The following is an 18382-nucleotide window of genomic DNA, read 5'->3' on the forward strand; positions in this document are numbered from 1 at the left end:
GGTGCGATCGTTCATCTACTACGTGCGGGAGTTCCTCCGGCCGGAATGGATCCGGAAGTTCTTCTCGGTAAAGACCGCGCCGCTCGAGACCCCCACCTACTTCAAGGATTATCCAGCCCTGACCGGCAAGGAGTGCACGGGGTGCTTCTCCTGCATGATGATCTGCCCCGCACCCGGAGCGATCGCGGTCCTCCGCAAGAAGGACGAATGGGAGCCGGAGGTCTACCCCGGCCACTGCATCCGGTGCGGTCTCTGTGTGGAGGCGTGCCCCGAGGGCGTCCTTTCAAGCGGCCGGATCCTCGACCTCACCGGTCACGACAGGACGACGTTCGCCTCGTGGTACCACCTGGAGGTCGACGACAACCTCTGCATGCGGTGCGGGAACTGTTGCGTCTCCTGCCCGGTCAACCGGCAGATCGATCCCCAGCTCGCGGGGACCGGGACGTCCGCGAGCGACGAGGTGATCATGCGGATCGAGGGCGGCCGGGTGCGAATCCTCCACGAGGAGAAGTGCACGGGGTGCAAGACCTGCGAGGAGAACTGCCCGAACCGCGCGATCCGGGTTGCCCGCATGGTGGAAGGGGTGCACCTTGAGGAGGCGGAGGCATGACGTTTCTCATGCTCACCGGGCGGACGGTGAACCAGGGCGTGACCGTCGAGAACAAGACCTCCGCCGAATACGCGGCCGAGACCTCGACCTGCTTCATGCACGAGTTCGATATGATGGAACTCGGGCTTGATGACAGGGATACCGTCAGGGTGACCGGGGCGTGCGGAGAGGTCGTCATGCGGGCGGCGGCGTCGCCGGAAGTGGAGATGGGCACCGTCTTCGTCCCCTACGGGCCCTACGCAAACCACATCGTTGCCGCCGGCACCCGCTCCACCGGGATGCCGGACTTCAAGTCCCACAAGGTGGAGATCGAACCGACCGACGAAGAGCCGAAACTGGTCCACGAGCTGATGGAAGACCTGGGAGGCCTTGCTTATGATCGTTAAGGACGCGGTCTGTCCGTTCTGTGGATGCCTCTGCGACGATATCGAGGTGGAAGTCGAGGAGGGCAGAGTGGTCGCCGTGACGAATGCCTGCGAGCTCGGGACGACGAAGTTCATGGGCGAGAAGAGGATGAAGAACCCGATCCTGCGCGACGGGGATCGGTGGAAGGATATCACCTACGACGAGGCCGTCCGCTACGCCGCCGATGTGCTTCTCGAGGCCGAACGGCCGCTCCTCTACGGGTGGAGCGGCACCCACGGGGAGGCGCAGTGCGTGGGGGTGCATATGGCCGAACTCATCCGGGGTGTCATCGACAACACCTCCTCGGTCTGCCACGGCCCCTCGATCCTCGCCATCCAGGAGGTCGGGCACCCGGGATGCACGCTCGGGGTGGTGAAGAACCGGGCGGATCTCGTCATCTACTGGGGATCGAACCCAATCGACGCCCATCCCCGCCACCTCTCGCGATACACGCGGTATGCGGAAGGGTTCTTCCTCGAGAACGCCTTCCGCGACCGGAAGGTGATCGTCATCGACGTCAGGAAGACCGAGACCGCGAACATCGCCGACGAGTTCGTCCAGATCAGGCCCGGCGGGGACTATGCGGTTCTCTCGGCGCTCCGGGCGATCGTTCAGGGGAAGGCGGATACGATCCCGCGGACGGTTGCGGGCGTCACCCGCGAGCAGCTCGTCCGGGTGGCGAACCTCTGCATGAACGCGAAGTTTGGGGCGGTCTACTTCGGGCTCGGGCTCACGATGACGCAGGGGAAGTACAAGAACATCAGGAACGCCATCGAACTCGTCTCGGAGCTGAGCCGGCACACGAAGTTCACCATCTCAGCGATGCGGGGCCACTACAACGTCTACGGTTCGAACGAAGTGAACACCTGGATGACCGGCTACCCGTTCGGGATCGACTTCTCGCGGGGGATCGCGTTCTATAATCCGGGGGAGACGACGGCGGTGGATATCCTGGCCCGGAAAGAGTGCGACGCGGCGCTGATCGTCGGGAGTGACCCGGCCGCCCACTTCCCGCGGAAGTGTCTCGAACACCTGGCCGATATCCCGGTCGTCCAGCTCGACCCCTACCCGAACGCCACCACCGCGTTCTGCAACGTCCAGATCCCGGTCGCGGTGACCGGGATCGACGCGGAAGGAACGGCATACCGGATGGACGGGGTGCCCATCCGGACGAGGAAGGTTCTCTCTACCGATTACCTCTCCGACGAGGAGGTCCTCGCCCGGATGTACGCCCGGATGCAGGAGGTGCTGGAACAATGACCGAACTCCTGGTGAAGAACGCCTGCGTGATCGACCCTCTCCGGGGGATCAACGCCGAAGTGATGGATATCGCCATCCGCGACGGGAAGATCGTCGAGGAGGTGAGCGATGCGGCGGAGGTGATCGACGCCCGCGGCATGCTCACGATGCCGGGAGGGGTCGATTCGCACACCCATATCTGCGGAACGAAGGTGAACTTCGGGCGGTATATGAGCCCCGAGGATATGCGGGCGGGGAGGACGCCCCGCCGCGGACCGCTGCACGCCACGTCCGGCTACAGCGTCCCGACCACCTACGGCAACAGCTACCGCTACAGCGTGATGGGCTACACCACCCTTCTCGAGGGCGCGATGGCGCCGCTCGAGGCCCGCCACACCCACGAAGAGTTCACCTACACGCCGCTGCAGGACACGATGGCGAACACCCTCTTCGACGGGAACTGGGGGATCATGGAGGCGATCCACGACGGTGACATAAAACGGGTCGCCGCCATCATCGCCTGGACACTTTCGGCCGTGAAGGGGTTCGGCATCAAACTCACGAATCCCGGCGGCACCGAGGCCTGGCAGTGGGGCAAGAACGTCTCCTGCATCCGCGATCCGGTGCCCTACTTTGAGGTGACGCCCGCGGAGATCATCCGGTCGGTCGTCGAGGCGAACGAACTCCTCCACCTCCCGCACTCCGTCCACCTCCACTGCAACAATCTCGGGACGCCCGGGAACTACTCCTGCACGCTCGGCACTTTCGGCCTCATCCCGGACCTGAACGAGAAACGGCAGACGCTGTATGCAACCCACGTCCAGTTCCACGCCTACGGCGGTTCGGGGTGGAAGGATTTTTGCTCGAAGAGCGAGCCGATTGCGCGGTACGTCGACATGCGCCCGCAGATCGTCATGGACATGGGGCAGGTGATGTTCGGGCGGACGACGACGATGACCGCCGACGGGCCGATGGAGTTCAACCTCTACCGCCTCCACCACGAGAAGTGGAGCAACCACGATGTGGAGCTCGAGACGGGTTCGGGGATCATCCCGGTCATCTACCGGCGCAAGAACCTGGTCAACTCGATCATGTGGGCGATCGGGCTTGAGCTCGCGCTCCTCACGAAGAGCCCCTGGCAGTGCCTGCTCACGACGGACAACCCGAACGGTGCGCCGTTCGTTAAATACCCCGAGATCATCGGCCTTCTGATGAGCAAGAAGTACCGCGACGCCGAGTTCGCCACGATCCATCCCGATACCGAAGCACGGGTGCCTCTCCCGGCGATCGAGCGCGAACTGGACTGGTACGAGATCGCGGTGATGACCCGGGCCGGCCAGGCGAGGGCGCTCGGGATCCAGGATCTCGGGAAAGGGCATCTCGCTCCAGGCGCCGATGCGGACGTCGCCATCTATCCTCTTAAGATCGATGAGGTCGATCCGTCGGCCGAGTACCAGAAGGTGATCGACGGGTTCAGCCGGACGGAGTACACGATCAAGCGGGGCAGGGTCGTTGCCCGGCGGGGCGACTGCCTGGTTCACGGAACCAACGCCACGTTCTGGGTCAAACCAAAGGTTCCGGAGAACTACGATATGGGGAAAGATCCGGACTTCATCGAGAAGTTCGACCGCTACTACACCGTCCGGATGAGCAACTACCCGGTCCAGGAGGAGTACCTGGCCCGGAACCGGTGTATCGAGACGGAGGCGGATCTATGAAGGTCACGCTCGCGATGAAGCCCGCGGCGAAGGGATTTATCCCGATCGAGGCGGAGTCGATCGTCCCGAAGAACTTCCTTGCCGGCACCGATCTCCTGGTCTGGCGGGGGAACCGGGAGCTCCGGCTCGACGAGGTCTTCTCGGTCTCGGTGGAGGGCGAGGCCGATCGGGCGGAGGGCGTCGAGGTCGTCCTCTCGGGAGAGACGTTCCGGTTGAAGAGAGTCGGCGAGTACATGGACGGAGGAAAGATCACCGTCCTCGGCGGCATCGGGATGCACTGCGGCAACTTCATGAGCGGCGGGACGATCGAGATCCACGGGAACGCTGACGGCTGGCTCGGCCGGGAGATGGCAGGAGGAACCATCATCTGTCGGGGCGATGCCGCCGATTACTGCGCTTCAGGATACCGTGGCGGCCGGAAGGGCATGAAAGGGGGCACCGTGGAGGTCTTCGGCCACACCGGAGATTTCCTCGCGGAGAGCCTCGCGGGCGGCACGGTGGTCGTGCACGGCGATGCCGGGGATATGCCCGGGGCGGAGATGCGCGGCGGCACGCTCGTCGTCGACGGGGACTGCAGCCGTCCGGCCGCGAACATGAAGGGCGGCTCCTGCTACGTCTACGGCACCGCGCGGGGGATGCTCCCCACCTTCAAAAAGATCGGGACGGTACAGCACGAAGGACGCACGCTTATCCAGTTTGCCGGCGATCTTGCGAACCGCGGGAAAGGAAACCTTTTTGTGAAGGGCTACGAATATCTGGACTGATGGTCAGGCACGAGTGTGGGTTCGAGGCCCCGATCCACTGCAAACGGTGCGGGAGGCCGCTGGAGAACAACGAGCGTACGGGTCTTTACTGCCCGCACTGCGGAAGAAGAGTGAGCATGCTCTGCCCGGGCTGCGGGCGTCTTTGGTGACCGGTCAGGCCCGGTTCTTCACCCACCGGGCATACTGCGCCCTGAGCTGGCGGATGTCCTGTTCCGTAAGATCTTTTTTCCCCGTCTGGTGTAGGTACGACTCGAGCTGCTCCACGACCTGTTCTGCATCTAAAAAGTCGTCGACGTCCAGGTAGACCGGCGCCCGCTGGACGTTGATCGCCTCGCCGCACATCGGGCAGAGCCTCCAGCGCTGATAACGGTCGACGTAGCTGAAGGTTTTGCAGCCCGGACAGCGGATGACGAGGTACATGATTAATGGGAGTTGTACGGGCGGGCGGATATATAATTATCCATCCGGTCTTCTTTTGGTGCTTAGATCTGGTGTCGATAGTCATCGAAATTCTGCAAGTCTCACACATTCCTTCCCGTCATAGTTTTCGCATCTTTCGAGTCTTCACGTGAGTTTATCCCAATCATACACCGCTGCTTCATACGAAGGTACATGAAATGGCTCGCCGTTGCACGTCTTATAGTGGCCGAAACGGGGAAAAAGCCCGGTACAGTGGACCGTGGGAGTATCCCCATGGGGGGTGGGGACAGGGGAGGGGGGTGAGCCCCCCTCCCCACCTGACGGTGGTCGAGCTCCGGGCGTTCCGCCCATCGCACTCCCCGTCAGCCCCTCCCCTAGGGGGATATTCCCACGAAATCCGTGCCAAGCAAACCCGAAGGTCACATATGAGTGCCACCGGCGCGGGTGAGGTCTCTCCTCTCACCCTCTCTAGAAGATCATGTTCTGGACAACTCGTCCGTCACATCTCAGTTCCCTCTAATCCTCTCAACCTCCCCTCGGCTTGAGATCCTTCACCGCCGGCCCGTGGATCACCTTCCCGTCGGCATCGAACCGGGAGCCGTGGCAGGGGCAGTCCCAGGTCTCTTCGGCGCTGTTCCACGCTGCGACGCACCCGAGGTGCGTGCAGGTGGGGTTGACCGCGTGAACCCTTCCTTCCCGGTCGCGGAAGACGCCGGCCTTCTTGCCCTCGATCATCAGGATCCTCCCCTCGCCGGTTGCGACGTCCGCGAGATCGCCGGCCGGCCGGGATATCGCGCCGCCGATGTACTTCTCGGCGACCTCGATGTTGTGGACGAGGAACCGCCGGGCCGATGCCGCCGGTTTGAACCGGTCGGGGGCATAGACCTCTGCCCAGGGGTTCGAGCCGCCCCGGATCATCTCCGTGATGATCGTTGCGGCCGCGGTGCCGTTGGTCATCCCCCACTTCCGAAACCCGGTCGCGATGTAGACGTTCTCGTGGCCGTCGGCGAGCGGGCCGATGTAGGGGACGCCGTCGACGGTGATGTAGTCCTGCGCCGACCACCGGTAGTCCACGGACCGGAGCGGGTAGACCGACCGGGCGTAGGCCTCGAGGTCGCGGTAGTGCCTCCGCGTGTCCACGTCCTCGCCGGTCCGGTGCTCCATGCCGCCGACGATGACGAGTTCGCCGCCGTCGCCGGCAGGCTGCGACCGCCAGGAGTGGGCGGGGCCGTCGGCGTTGATGAACATCCCCTCGGGGAAGGGCTCGTCAAGCCGGACGCCGAGCGCGTAGGAGCGCGACGGCTCCATCCGGGCGAAGTAGAACCCGGGAGCATCGTAGAAGGGGTAGTGGGTCGCGAGAACCACGGTATCTGCCGTGACCGTTCCCGACGCCGTCCTGACCGTGCACCGCCCTCCGCCGTCCTGCACCTCGAGCGCCCGGGTATTTTCGTAGATCCGGCTCCCGTCGCCGGGAATCAGCGAAGCCAGGTGCAGGAGGTACTTCACCGGGTGGAACTGCGCCTGGTTCTCGAAGACCACCGCGCCGTAACTCCGGGCCGGCAACGGAATCTCCTCCGTGAACGCGGCCGGGAGCCCGAGACTCCGTGCCGCGTCCGCCTCGTCCGCGACCTTCTCCCGGGCCTCTTCCGTCTCAGCGTAGGTGCAGGCCGGTTTTCTCGCGAAGTCGCAGGCGATGCCGTACTCCCGCACGAAAGACGCTATCGTCTCGATCGCCGCCTGGTTCGCTTCGGCGTACTGCTGCGCCGGCCTGCCCCCGAACCGGTCGATGAGATCCTTGTAGATCAGCCGGTGGAGCGAGGTGACCTTCGCCGTCGTGTGCCCGGTCACCCCCTGACAGATCCGGTTCCCCTCGAGCAGGGTGACCGCGTAACCGGCCCGTTTGAGCAGGACGGCGGTGGTGATCCCGGTGATGCCGCCGCCCACGACCGCCACGTCGGTCTCCAGATTCCCCGGCAGCGGGGGATGCGGCGTCTCCGCCGCGGTAGTCTCCATCCAGAACGACCCGTGCCTGCCCGGCAGGCCATATGCACCCGGCCCATGCTCCATACGTCCAGCCTCCTTCTGCCCGCACGGCCCGCAGTTCGGGCGGCGGCGGGCGGTCAGCATTATGCCGGGAGCATATATAGGTATGGAACGCGCCTCCCCTCCGCGTCCGTCCGGCGGTTCTGCAGGGTACGGCGCCGGGAGCGGCGGGGCTTCCCCGCCGTTACGCATAAGAACGATCGCGAGAATGGGAGGTGCGATCAGGATGAGCGCAATCCACACGATCGACGACTATGAGCGGTACATCGGCAAAGAGGCCGTGCGCCGCATTAAAGAGAAAGCACGGCCGCTCCGTGACATGCACGTCATGCACATGAACTCCACCTACTACGGCGGCGGGGTCTCGCAGATCCTCGCGTCCCTGACCCTCCTGATGAACAGCCTCGGGATACAGACCGGGTGGCGCGTCGTCCACGGCCCCCCGGACTTCTTCAGCGTGACGAAGAAGTTTCATAACGCGCTGCAGGGAGCGCCGATCAACATGACCGGCCGCAAGAAGGAGATCTACGAGAGCGTCATTCACGAGAACGCCATACGAAATCACCTCGACCACGACGTGGTCTTCATCCACGACCCGCAGCCGCTCCCGCTGATCACCCATTACCGGAAGAAGAGCCCCTGGGTGTGGCGCTGCCACCTCGACCTCACATCACCGAACCGAAAGGTCTGGAACTACCTCGCCCCGTTCATCGAGAAGTACGACGCCGTCGTCCTCTCCTGCGGCGAGTACCGGCGGGATCTCGGAAAACCGCAGGTCTTCTTCACGCCCGGGATCGATCCCTTCTCCATCGTGAACAAGGAACTCTCGGAGAGCGCCGTCGACGAGCGCCTCGAGCATTACGGCGTCCCGACCGATCTTCCTCTCGTCGTGCAGATCTCCCGGTTCGACCGCTGGAAGGATCCCGAAGGGGTCATCCGGGCGTTCCAGAAGGCCAGGAAGGAGGAGGAGTGCACCCTGGTTCTCGTCGGGAACGTCGCAACCGACGATCCGGAGGGCGCGGAGGTCTACCGGTCACTCCTTGCCCACAGGAACGAGCGGATCATCGTCAAAAGCGTCCAGGACGGAGCGCTCGTGAACGCGCTCCAGCGGCGTGCGGCGGTCGTTCTCCAGAAGTCCATCCGTGAAGGGTTCGGGCTGACGGTATCGGAGGCGATGTGGAAGGGCGCCGCGGTGATCGGCGGGAACGTCGGCGGCATCCGCCAGCAGATTGAGGATGGGAAGAGCGGGTTTCTGGTCTCATCCGTCGACGAGGCGGCGGACCGGATCGTCCGGCTGCTCCGCGACCGCGATCTCCGCGACCGGATGGGCAACGCGGCGCGCGAGAGAGTGCGGGAGAACTTCCTCTTCACCCGCACCGTCGAGCAGTACCTCGACCTGATCGGCTCGTTCGAACCGGAGTTCCGGCTGAGGGAGGACGTGGGGTTGTCCTGCGGGTGAACGAGGGGGGGCGGTGGGGGGTGGCTGACGAATAGTGCAGCTCTTTGCGAGCTGGAGACAGGGGAGGGGGGCATGCCCCCCCTCCCACCTGACGGTGGTCGAGCTCCGGTTCTTCGCACCTTCGGTGCTCACGCTCCCGCCAGGACAGCAGTCGCGCTCCGAACCATCGCACTCCCCGTCAGCCCCTCTTCGCACCTTCGGTGCTCGAACTCGGCTCCTCGAAGCCTGATGGCTTCTCAAACTCCCGTCCGAAACCCTTCGGGTTTCTCAAGCTCCGGCCCTGCGGGCCATCGCATCCTGCGGACGGTCGTTCTCCGGAGCGTCGTTCCCCCAATGGCAATATCCTCACTGTCCACTGCATGGGGAGATTCTGGGAAGAATCGTGCGCGGTTTCCCACCGGCTATCGCCATGCATTGCCCGCCCCCGGGGGGGCGGGAGGAGCGCGAAGCGCGGGCGGTGGGGGGCTTTTGAGGAGAGGCATCTGGTTTGAGGAGACAGGGGAGGGGGGATGCTCCCTCCGCACCTATCGGTGCTCAAGCTCGCTTCGCTCGCACTCCCCACCTGATGGTGGTCGAGCTCCGGTTCTACGAACCGTCGCACTCCCCGTCAGCCCTCCCCCAGTGGCGATATGTGACTGGCCGAAGGGCGGGAGCACGAGCACCGAAGGTGCGCAGCCACCACGGTCCACTCTACCGGGCTTTTTCCTTGCATCCGCTCATCCAGTTTACCGCACAGCGAAGGCCCTTGGTCTTCTCGAACCCCCATCATCCCATCCTGCGCAACCCGCACCTTTGGTGCTCCTGCTCCAGCCCTATGGCCCGTCACAACCCACATCTGCCGGTGCTCAAACTCCGTGCCTCCCCATCCCCCACACCCACCCGGAACCGGAAATAATCCCCATAATCCAGCGGAGCCTCTGGCAAAAGAAACCCGAGCATTTTTCTGCAATCGGAGACGACCACTGATCCGTGAGTTCAATGGATATCCAGGTAATCGGTGTTCGGGATCTCCCTCTGTTCCAGAAAGGAGACGACCTTCCCGCCCTGATCTGCGAGAAGGTCGCGTTCGAGGACGGGGATATCCTCGTCGTCGCCTCGTCCGTCTACTCGAAAGCGAAGGGCTTCACCCGTGACCTCGCTGCCATCGTCCCCGGTGCGGACGCCGTGCGGATCGCGGAAAAGACGAAGGAAGACCCGCGCTTCGTACAGGCGGTGCTGGACTCGTCCACCGACATCCTGCTCGAACACCCGTTCATCCTCTGCGAACTGCCGTCCGGTCATATCGGCGTCCGGGCGGGCGTCGACCACAGCAACGTCGAAGACGGCCGGCTGATCATCCTCCCTCCCGACCCCATGGTGGCTGCCGGCGAGATCCGGGACGCTATCCGCCGCATCACCGGCAAGAACGTCCGGGTTATCGTCACCGACACCTGCGGCCGGGCGTTCCGGCGCGGCCAGACCGGCATCGCCATCGGCTGGGCGGGCATGACGGGCATCGACGACTACCGGGGCGACACCGACCTTTTCGGCCACGTCCTCGAGATCACCGAAGAAGCGGTCGTCGACGAGATCGCGGCCTTCGCGAACTTCGTCATGGGCGAGAGCCACCAGGGCGTGCCTGCGGTGGTATTCCGGAACTGCCGGACCTGGAACGGGCACGATAACGTCTACTTCACGCCCGCGGAAGATATCGTCAGGACTGCTTTGAAGGAGAACAAAAAGGATTAGAAGAGGGCATTGAGAACAAAGACTGCCACTCCGGTCACGATGGTCATCACGATAACGGCTACCGGGCTGATATGGATGGCCCGGTGATCGTCGCTGTCGTAGTAATTGACCAGGCCGGCAGAGGATACCAGTCTTCCGCCAGATTTCTTCGCCATACCAGAATATTCTCCCTTGCAATATATAAAACAGAGGATCAGCTATGCGGGAAGCCAAACCCTACGTCGTCATCGGCCGTGCGCTCCTCGGCGAAGACCTCCGGGAAGAAGACGTCACCATCACCGTCTCGGGGGGGATCGTCACCTCGATAGAGCCCGCCCCCCGGACGCCCGAGAGGTGGATCGTGCCAGCCTTCTTCAACGCCCACACGCATCTCGGCGACACCGTCGCGATGGATCTCCCCGCCCGGGGCAGCCTTGCCGACCTCGTCAAACCCCCGAACGGCCTGAAACACCGGATCCTCGCAGCGACCTCGCAGGCCGAACTCGTCCGTGGGATGCGTGCGAGCATCATTGCGATGCTCGCGACCGGGACGACCGGGTTTGCCGACTTCCGCGAAGGTGGCGCCGACGGGGTCGCGGCGCTCCGCGAGGCAGCGGCCGGGCTTGACTGCCGGCCGATCATCCTCGGCCGTGAAGGCGGCGAAGAGGTGAGCGACGGGGCGGGTATCAGCAGCGTTCACGACGTGGGAAACGCCGAAGAGATCGTCAGGAACGCCCGGGCCGCGGGGAAACTCGTCGCCTTCCACGCCGGGGAGAGGAAACCCGACGACGTCGACGACGCGCTCGCGTTCGAGCCCGACCTGCTCGTCCACTGCACCCACGCGACGGATGCGCAACTCCGCCGGATCGTCGACATGGATATCCCCGTCGCCGTCTGCCCGAGATCAAACTGGCTGCTCGGGGTCGCGACGTCGGCGGTCCACCCGCCTATCGCACGCATCCTCGACCTAGGGGGCAGGCTCTACCTCGGAACAGACAACGTGATGTTCGTTCAGCCCGATATGCTTCAGGAGATGGCGTTTGCCGCGACCGTATACCGCGCGCGTCCCGACGAGATCCTCCGCGCCGCGGTGTCGGGGGCCGGGTTTGCGGGGGTATCCGGGTACCTTGAGGAAGGGCAGAAAGCGAATTTCCTGGTCATAAATCCGCTAAGAAACAATATTTCTTTCAGCAAAGACATCCAGACAACTATTGTGAAACGGCTAGATTCTTCATCTATTTGCCAAACAGTTTTAACCATGCAATAGAAATCAGATAAGAAGTGTCTGTTCTGCGTGGTGTGTATGTTCCGTAAGATACTCGTCGCTATAGACGGCTCAGAACCGGCTAACCGGGCATTTGAGACAGCCCTCGGTGAGGCCAGCGTCTGGAAAGCCGAAGTTCACGTTGTATATGTGGTTGAATCCGGGCTATTTTCTTCCCTTCCCATGGACAACACACTCGAGATAATCTACAGTGTTTTGCAAAAGGAAGGCGAGGACGTTCTTGAAATGGCTCGTAAGAAAGCGGATGCGGCGGGAGTTTCACTGACCACGCATCTGCGGCAGGGGCACGCGGGGTCCCAGATCATCTCTCTTGCCGAAGAGCTGGGTGCCGATCTCATTCTACTCGGTTCCTACGGGAAGAGCGGTGTCGATCGGCTCCTGCTCGGGAGCGTGACCGACTACGTGGTGCAAAACAGTCCTGTTACGACAACGGTGGTGAGATCATAACCGCTCTGCAACAGATGCTCGTCCGGGACTTCATGATAACCGACGTCGTCTGCGTCGAGATCCCCGGGAACCGGGACGATGTCCTGCGTATCCTGAAACGCACCGGCATCAGCGGCGTCCCTGTCCTGAAGGACGGCGAGCTCGTCGGTATCATCACCCGAAAAGATCTCCTCCGCAAAGCGGAAGAGACCCAGCTCGGGCTCCTGATGACACCCGATCCTGTCGCTATCCGGCCGGACGCCCCCATCTCGGAGGCGGCGCAGTTGATGGTGCGCCACAACATCAGGAGGCTCCCCGTCATAGAGAACGGGACGATGGTCGGACTGATCAGCGTGGCCGACCTCATCGGCGCCATCGCCCAGCTCCGCATTTCCCTTCCCATCAAGGAGAACTACGTCAGCAAGACCTACGCTCTCTGGGAGGAGACACCCCTCTCACTCGTCGGGAGGATCCTCGAGATCTCGGGTTACGATGCCATCCCTGTCCTGATGGAGGACGGCACGCTCACCGGAATCATATCGGAGCGGGATCTCATCAGGCATTCCCGCATCGAGGATGGTGTCGAGGTCAGCGACTTCTCGAACGGCACAGACGACGACGAGTGGACGTGGGAGAGCATCAGGGACATGCACACCATCAGCTACGGCATTTCCAAGATCCAGCTCCTTCCGATCCCCGTGAAGAACGCGATGGTCAAGAACGTCCTCGCCGTCCCCCTGAATGCCGAGGTCGGCGAATGCGCACTGAAGATGCGGCGGGCCCGGGTCGACCAGCTCCCGGTGGTCAACGGGAACAAGCGGCTTGTCGCCATGCTCTTCGACCGTGAGTTGATCAAAGTGCTGCTGCCTGACCAGCAGCAGGCCCTGCGAAAGAATTAAGGGGCAACATTCATATAATATACAGATGCCTATCCCTGTCGTGCCGTGACCCGGTACGACGATAAATTTATGTTTTATGATATCGCTATACGCTTAACCGCTTTTGAGCGAGATAAGGCGTTTTAATGGTTTTAGGGGTGCTTCAATGCTTGATACTTCCCAGGAAATAATGAAAGGTACAACTACCGTAGGATTGATCTTCGATGGCGGCGTGGTTCTTGCAACGGAGATGCGAGCGACGATGGGGAACATGATCGCAAGCAAGCGTGCGAAGAAGATTTACCAGATCACGCCGAGAATCGGTCTGACCACCGCCGGTGGCGTCGGCGACGCACAGCAGCTCGTTCGGATCCTGCAGGTCGAGTGCAACCTCTTTGAGATGCGCCGCGGCAAGACGATGTCTGTGGGTGCCGCATCGACCCTGCTCTCGAACTACTTGAACCAGAACCGTTACTATCCCTACTACGTCCAGCTCCTGATGGGCGGGTTCGACGACGAGGGGCCGAGCGTCTACTCCGTCGACGCCATGGGCGGGGCGACCAAGGAAGAGGATATCGTCGCCACCGGCTCGGGATCACCGTTCGCCTACGGTGTGCTCGAAGACCAGTACCGGGCCGGCATGAAGGAGGACAAGGCGAAAGATCTCGCCGTCCGTGCCGTCAGATCGGCGATGCGCCGTGATTCCGCATCCGGCGAGGATATCATGGTGGTCGTTATCACGAAGGACAAATACGAAGAACACATCGAGACCGGGTTGCAGAGACCGTCAGCAGCCCGCTCAACACCCTGATATTTTTTAGGACGATTTTAATGGTTATCGAAGAGAAACTCCAGGAGCTTAAGGAGCAGATCAATAAGATTGTTCCCAGCGGGATAACGATCTCAAACGTCGAGTTTGAAGGTCCCGAGCTCGTCATCTACACCGATGATCCGAAACAGTTTGCCGACCAGGCGGACTTGATAAAAATACTGGCACGCGACTTGCGGAAGCGCATCGTCGTGCGCCCGAATATCCTCGAAGATCCCGAACGGGCAGCCCAGGAGATCCGGGCAGTCGTCCCGGAGAATGCAGGGATCACCGACTTCTTCTTCGACCCGGAGACCGGCGAAGTCCTGATCGAGGCGGAGAAGCCCGGCGTGGTCATCGGCAAGAACGGGGTAACCCTCCGGGAGATCACGAAGCAGATCGGCTGGACGCCGAAAGTTGTCCGGACGCCGCCCATCGAGAGCTCGACGGTGAAGCAGATCCGCACCTACCTCCGCTCGGTGAGGGACGAGCGCAAAGCGTTTCTGCGTACGATCGGCCGTCGTATCCACCGCGAGGTCACGAGCAAAGACCAGTGGCTGCGGGTCACGACGCTCGGGTGCTGCCGCGAGGTCGGCCGCGCTGCGTTCCTGATCTCGACGCCAGAGAGTAAGATCCTGGTCGACTGCGGCGAAAAGCCGGGCAGCACCACGAACGGGACGCCATACCTCTATGTGCCCGAGATCTACCCGCTCAACACGCTTGATGCAGTGGTGCTCACCCACGCGCACCTCGACCACTGCGCCCTCGTCCCTCTCCTCTACAAGTATGGCTATGAGGGGCCGGTCTACTCGACGGCTCCGACGAGAGATCTCTCGACGATGCTCCAGCTCGACTACCTGGACGTCGTCAGAAAGGAGACGGACAGGATCCCCTACACCTCGAACGAGGTGCGGACCTACATGCAACACTCCATCACCCTCAACTACGGCAGCGTGACCGATATCGCCCCCGACGTCAAACTCACCTTCCACAACGCGGGGCATATCCTCGGGTCGGCCATCGCGCACTTCCATATCGGCGAGGGGCTCTACAACATCGCGTTCACCGGCGACTTCAATTACCAGAAGTCACGGCTGTTCTCCCCGGCGGTCTCGTCCTTCCCCCGACTTGAAGCGCTCTTCATGGAGAGCACCTACGGCGGGTCGAACGATATCCAGCCCCAGAGGAAAGAGGCGGAGGACAAACTCTACGAGACGGTCTCGACGACGATCAAGCGGGGGGGCAAGGTGATCATTCCCGCGTTCGCCGTCGGGCGGTCGCAGGAGGTCATGCTCGCCCTCGAGGAGGGTATCCGGCGGCAGAAGATCCCGCCGGTCAAGATCTACCTCGACGGTATGATCAAGGAAGCGACGGCGATCCACACAACCTACCCGGAGTACCTCAACAACGATCTCAGAAACCAGATCTTCCGCGAAGGGCTGAACCCCTTCCTCTCGGAGGCGTTCGTCCAGGTGGACTCGCCGGCTATCCGCGAGAAGGTGATAACGGGCGACCCCTGTGTCATCATCACGACGAGCGGTATGTTAAACGGCGGGCCGGTGATGGAGTACCTCAAGGCTCTCGGCCCCGACGAGCGCAACTCGCTCATCTTCGTCGGCTACCAGGCGGACGGGACGCTCGGACGGCGCATCCAGAAGGGGTGGCGCGAGATCCCGCTCGGCTGGCGCGAGACGATCGTGATCAACCTCGAGATCGCGACGAGCGACGGGTTCTCCGGCCACTCCGACCGCAAACAGTTGATGAACTACGTCGCTCACCTTCAGCCGCGCCCGGAGAAGATCTTCACCATCCACGGCGACGAGAACAAGACCATCGACCTTGCGAGTTCTATCTACAAGCGGCACCGTATCGAGACGCATTCCCCCATGAACCTCGAGACATACCGCATGATCTAGGGATGCTGCAAAAACTCCCCATCCTCCTCGGGGTATTCGTGGTGATGGCGCTCTCGAACGCCGTCGTCCCGGTGCTTCCCGATTTTGCCGAGGGGGCGGCACTGCAGGGCGTGGTCTACTCCGCATACTTTTTGGGCGCGTTTGTCGCGGTGCTGCCGGCGGGGCTTGCAAGCGACCGGATAGGGAGCGTCCCCCTCATCCGCACCGGGCTTCTCCTGACTCTTGCAAGCGGCATTCTCATTCTGCTCTTTCCTTCAGACCTGCCGCTCCTCATCTTCCGGGTGGTCGAGGGGATCGGGGCCGGGCTCTTTCTCTCGGCGGCTCTCGCGTGGGCGAACTCCCAGCCCCCGGCCGGGCAACTCAGCGGCTACGTCATGGCGGCCTTGAACCTCGGGCTGGTCGTGGGGCTCCTCGCGACGGGCTGGCTCGATGCCCTCTTCGGCAGCCACCTTGCGGGGATCGCTCTCTTTACGGCGCTTACGGTCCCCGCGGCTGCAATGAGTTTTATCGTCCGGGAGAGCGAGCGTGTGGGTTTTGCGAAAGCGGATTTTGTTGGGATCGTGCGGAACTACTTCTGGCTCTTTGCCGCAGCGGTCGTCCTCGTGGGGATGACCGGGGCGGTGGCGGCCGTCTACCCCGAGTACACCGGGAACGACTCATCGGTGCTCGCCCTGCAGCTGGCGACGATCAACATCGCGACGATTATTGCCCTGCTTGTCACCCCCCGTCTCGCCCTCCGTCCTGCCCCGACCATCCGGGCCGCCTCGCTCCTGATGGCGGTGGCGGTTCTGGCGGGCTACTTCACGCCCTATGCTTTTCCCGCCATCGGGGCCCTGTCGGGCGTGTTCATCGTCGCGGCTCTCGCGTTCCTCGCGGAGACAAGGATCGAGCAGGGCGTGATGACCGGGCTCTTCAACACCGCAACCTACGCCGGGTTCACGTTCCTCTCCGCCCTTGCCGGGCTGGTTGCCGGAGGGACCGGGTTCCTGGCCGCATTCCTCCTGCTGGCCGGGATGGCGGTGGTGGTGGCCGTCCCCATCGGCAGGTGCCGGTGCGAGTATCGCGGGTGACGGAGCGCATATTACTACCCCCTTCCATAGGATCACTCATGAAGATGCTGATCGACGGCGAGCGGCGCGATTCGGTCTCCGGCAGGATGTTTTCGGTGCACAACCCCGCAACGGGCGACGTGGTCGATGAAGCGCCGCTCGGCGGCGAGGATGATGTCCTGTCCGCCATCGAGGCCGCCGGGGAGGCGTTTCCCGACTGGGCCGCGAAAAACCCGAGAGATCGCGCGAAGATCCTCTTCTTCGCCGCGGAGGAGGTCCGGCGGAGAAACACCGATCTTGCGGCGCTCCTGACCGCCGAACAGGGCAAACCCATCCGCGAGGCGGTCGACGAGATCAACGGGTTCGCAAACATCCTCGAGTACTACCACGGCATCTCGGCGGCGCTTCGGGGCGAGTTCGCGAACCTCAGGGGCTATGGCCGGGTTACGGTCATGAGACGCCCGCTCGGCATCTGCGGCGCGATCATCCCCTGGAACATGCCGGCGATCATCATGGGCTGGAAGATAGGAGCGGCTCTCGCGGCAGGGAACACGATGGTCTTGAAGCCCGCCCGGACCGCGCCGCTGACGTGCATGAGACTCGCGGAGATCCTCGGGGAGGCGGGCCTTCCGCCGGGTGTCCTGAACGTCGTCACCGGGCCGGGGGAGACGGTCGGCCGGGAGATCGCGAGGAACCCGGCAATCCGGAAGGTCTCGTTCACCGGGGAGGCCGGAACCGGGCGCCAGGTCGCCCTTGACGCCGCCTCCACGATGAAGCGGCTGACGCTGGAACTCGGGGGGAGCGATCCGATGATCGTCGCGGACGACGCCGATATCGGAGCGGCGGTCGAGGGGGTCATCCGGGGACGTTACTACAACTGCGGCCAGGTCTGCACGGCGGTGAAGAGGCTCTACGTCTTCGACGCGATCGCGCACGAGTTTGTCCGGCAACTGACGGCGAGGGTCGAGAGGATCGTGGTCGGGAACGGCATGAACCGCGGTGTCGGGATGGGGCCGCTGAACAACCGGGATGGCCTGAAAAGGGTTGTTGATGTCGTTGATGCCGCCCGGGAGCGGGACGAAGGGGAGATCGTCGCGGGGGGGCGGGTGCTCGAAGGGGAACGGTACGAACGCGGCCTCTTCTTCCTGCCGACGCTCGTTGCCGGTGTTCCGCACGACTCCGTCCTCTTCTCCGAGGAGGTCTTCGGCCCGGTGCTGCCGATCGCCGCCGTCTCCGATCTCGACGAGGCGCTCGAACTCGCGAACAACTCCCGTTACGGGCTCGGGGCGTCGGTGTGGACCCGGAACGCGGACGCGATCGCCCGGGCGACGGAAGAACTTGAGGCGGGGATCGTCTGGGTCAACCAGCACCTGAAGATTCCGCCGGAGGTGCCGTTTGGGGGGACGAAGGCGAGCGGCATCGGCAGGGAGAACGGCAGCCGGGCGCTCGACGAGTACACAGAGGAGAAGGCTGTTCTGGTGCGGCTGTAGGGCCTGATATAGCCGGGAAGGCCCTCCGTCTCCCGTATCACCATAAGCGGGCCTTCCCGGGCGGTCGGGATCGGGTACCCGGCGTGTCGGAAAAATATCTCAAAGGTGCCTTTTTGACCATCGGGATTATTACTACTAATATAGCAAGATTTATATAATTCAGTG

General features: G+C 62.9%; 18 protein-coding genes. 15 read left to right on the forward strand and 3 right to left on the reverse strand.

Going from position 1 to position 18382, the window contains the following annotated elements; genetic code table 11:
• Nucleotide 1: 1 nt before the first annotated feature.
• From FGW20_RS09545 to FGW20_RS09570, 6 genes are read left to right on the forward strand one after another with little or no spacing between them, the layout of a single operon-like run.
• A complete protein-coding gene (locus tag FGW20_RS09545; protein WP_301677861.1) occupies nt 2-610 on the forward strand; it encodes a 4Fe-4S dicluster domain-containing protein in 609 nt (202 codons plus the stop codon).
• Nucleotides 607-996, forward strand: coding sequence for a molybdopterin dinucleotide binding domain-containing protein (locus FGW20_RS09550; RefSeq protein WP_301677862.1), 390 nt, complete (start codon nt 607-609; stop codon nt 994-996). The genes FGW20_RS09545 and FGW20_RS09550 overlap by 4 nt, the downstream gene beginning before the upstream one ends.
• Nucleotides 986-2275 carry a formylmethanofuran dehydrogenase subunit B gene (locus FGW20_RS09555; protein ID WP_301677863.1) on the forward strand — a complete coding sequence of 430 codons (1290 nt, stop codon included), beginning with the start codon at nt 986-988 and terminating at the stop codon, nt 2273-2275. The genes FGW20_RS09550 and FGW20_RS09555 overlap by 11 nt, the downstream gene beginning before the upstream one ends.
• Nucleotides 2272-3972: a formylmethanofuran dehydrogenase subunit A gene (locus tag FGW20_RS09560; RefSeq protein WP_301677864.1), complete on the forward strand. Its 1701-nt coding sequence runs from the start codon at nt 2272-2274 to the stop codon at nt 3970-3972. The genes FGW20_RS09555 and FGW20_RS09560 overlap by 4 nt, the downstream gene beginning before the upstream one ends.
• Nucleotides 3969-4736, forward strand: coding sequence for a formylmethanofuran dehydrogenase subunit C (locus FGW20_RS09565; protein WP_301677865.1), 768 nt, complete (start codon nt 3969-3971; stop codon nt 4734-4736). Before FGW20_RS09560 ends, FGW20_RS09565 begins: the two co-directional genes overlap by 4 nt.
• Entirely contained in the window at nt 4736-4885 is a 150-nt protein-coding gene (locus FGW20_RS09570; protein ID WP_048063768.1) for a DNA helicase PriA, read from the forward strand. The genes FGW20_RS09565 and FGW20_RS09570 overlap by 1 nt, the downstream gene beginning before the upstream one ends.
• A 4-nt stretch (nt 4886-4889) precedes the next feature.
• On the opposite strand, the gene FGW20_RS09575 is transcribed toward FGW20_RS09570, so the two are convergent.
• Both FGW20_RS09575 and FGW20_RS09580 read right to left on the reverse strand, forming a co-directional pair.
• Nucleotides 4890-5156 carry a DUF1922 domain-containing protein gene (locus FGW20_RS09575; protein WP_301677866.1) on the reverse strand — a complete coding sequence of 89 codons (267 nt, stop codon included), beginning with the start codon at nt 5154-5156 and terminating at the stop codon, nt 4890-4892.
• Between the two features lie 525 nt (nt 5157-5681).
• Nucleotides 5682-7283: an FAD-dependent oxidoreductase gene (locus FGW20_RS09580; RefSeq protein ID WP_301677867.1), complete on the reverse strand. Its 1602-nt coding sequence runs from the start codon at nt 7281-7283 to the stop codon at nt 5682-5684.
• 142 nt (nt 7284-7425) lie between these two features.
• Here FGW20_RS09580 and FGW20_RS09585 point away from each other — a divergent pair, with 142 nt between their 5' ends.
• Nucleotides 7426-8658 carry a glycosyltransferase gene (locus FGW20_RS09585; RefSeq protein WP_301677868.1) on the forward strand — a complete coding sequence of 411 codons (1233 nt, stop codon included), beginning with the start codon at nt 7426-7428 and terminating at the stop codon, nt 8656-8658.
• A gap of 978 nt (nt 8659-9636) precedes the next feature.
• Nucleotides 9637-10386, forward strand: coding sequence for a coenzyme F420-0:L-glutamate ligase (locus tag FGW20_RS09590; protein WP_301677869.1), 750 nt, complete (start codon nt 9637-9639; stop codon nt 10384-10386).
• On the opposite strand, the gene FGW20_RS09595 is transcribed toward FGW20_RS09590, so the two are convergent.
• On the reverse strand, nt 10383-10541 hold the full coding sequence (locus tag FGW20_RS09595) for a preprotein translocase subunit Sec61beta (protein WP_301677870.1): 159 nt from the start codon (nt 10539-10541) through the stop codon (nt 10383-10385). The genes FGW20_RS09590 and FGW20_RS09595 overlap by 4 nt on opposite strands.
• 44 nt (nt 10542-10585) lie before the next feature.
• Here FGW20_RS09595 and FGW20_RS09600 point away from each other — a divergent pair, with 44 nt between their 5' ends.
• The 7 genes from FGW20_RS09600 to FGW20_RS09630 all read left to right on the forward strand — a co-directional run bounded on the left by FGW20_RS09600 (nt 10586) and on the right by FGW20_RS09630 (nt 18217).
• Entirely contained in the window at nt 10586-11632 is a 1047-nt protein-coding gene (locus FGW20_RS09600) for an amidohydrolase family protein (protein ID WP_301677871.1), read from the forward strand.
• 36 nt (nt 11633-11668) lie between these two features.
• Nucleotides 11669-12097 carry a universal stress protein gene (locus FGW20_RS09605; protein WP_301677872.1) on the forward strand — a complete coding sequence of 143 codons (429 nt, stop codon included), beginning with the start codon at nt 11669-11671 and terminating at the stop codon, nt 12095-12097.
• 14 nt (nt 12098-12111) lie between these two features.
• Nucleotides 12112-12975 carry a CBS domain-containing protein gene (locus tag FGW20_RS09610; RefSeq protein WP_301677873.1) on the forward strand — a complete coding sequence of 288 codons (864 nt, stop codon included), beginning with the start codon at nt 12112-12114 and terminating at the stop codon, nt 12973-12975.
• A gap of 145 nt (nt 12976-13120) precedes the next feature.
• Nucleotides 13121-13765 carry an archaeal proteasome endopeptidase complex subunit beta gene (gene psmB / locus FGW20_RS09615; RefSeq protein WP_301677874.1) on the forward strand — a complete coding sequence of 215 codons (645 nt, stop codon included), beginning with the start codon at nt 13121-13123 and terminating at the stop codon, nt 13763-13765.
• Between the two features lie 20 nt (nt 13766-13785).
• Entirely contained in the window at nt 13786-15678 is a 1893-nt protein-coding gene (locus FGW20_RS09620) for a beta-CASP ribonuclease aCPSF1 (RefSeq protein WP_301677875.1), read from the forward strand.
• A gap of 2 nt (nt 15679-15680) precedes the next feature.
• Nucleotides 15681-16748 (forward strand): MFS transporter, encoded by a 1068-nt coding sequence (locus FGW20_RS09625; protein WP_301677876.1) that lies wholly within the window; start codon nt 15681-15683, stop codon nt 16746-16748.
• Nucleotides 16749-16786: 38 nt separating this feature from the next.
• Nucleotides 16787-18217 (forward strand): aldehyde dehydrogenase family protein, encoded by a 1431-nt coding sequence (locus tag FGW20_RS09630; protein WP_301677877.1) that lies wholly within the window; start codon nt 16787-16789, stop codon nt 18215-18217.
• The last annotated feature ends 165 nt before the right edge of the window (nt 18218-18382 follow it).

The sequence above is a fragment of the Methanoculleus methanifontis genome, from assembly GCF_030464365.1.
Classification (GTDB): Archaea; Halobacteriota; Methanomicrobia; order Methanomicrobiales; family Methanoculleaceae; genus Methanoculleus; species Methanoculleus methanifontis.